General features: G+C 33.1%; 1 protein-coding gene. It reads left to right on the plus strand.

Features of this window, described 5'->3' with window-relative positions; genetic code table 11:
- On the plus strand, positions 1-552 hold a 552-nt coding region (locus tag B3W37_RS03580), incomplete at its 5' end, for a CBO0543 family protein (protein WP_483174804.1).
- Positions 553-604 lie beyond the last annotated feature (52 nt).

Genomic DNA, 604 nt, shown 5'->3' on the forward strand with positions numbered 1-604 from the left:
ATATCTAATCAATTCGAGGAGCAAATAATTGCTATGCATGTATTCACCGCAATTATTTCTATCATTGCCGCCTGGCGTTGGGGAGACTGGAGGAATTGGAAAAAATACCATTCAACCATGCTGTTCGTAGTTGTGGGAAATTTAACCTATAATTTTATTTGTGCCAATCACTTCTTGTGGAGATTAATTCCAGAATTTTTTAGTAATCATACTATTGCAGAACTAGGCTATACTTTTATTGTTTTTCCAGCCAATGCATTACTATTCTTATCAAATTATCCCGATAATACCCTCAAAAAAACACTCTACTATATAAAATGGATATTTATCTATATTATTGTCGAATATCTTTTCTTAATAAATAATGGTATCATTCATGATTATGGCTGGAATATCTGGTGGTCTCTAGCTTTCATAAGTATAATGTTTCCTTTGCTCAGGCTTCACTACACCAAACCGTTGTTAGCTTACTTATTTGCAATAGCAATGGGTAGTTTTATCATTTTTTATTTTGATGTGCCTGTTGAGATCCCAATGGAGTTTAGAAAGTAAAAGATGCTTTGGTGGTGATCATGTGCGAAGAATAAGCATTATAATGGTTATT

The sequence above is a fragment of the Syntrophomonas sp. UBA5494 genome, from assembly GCF_002426325.1.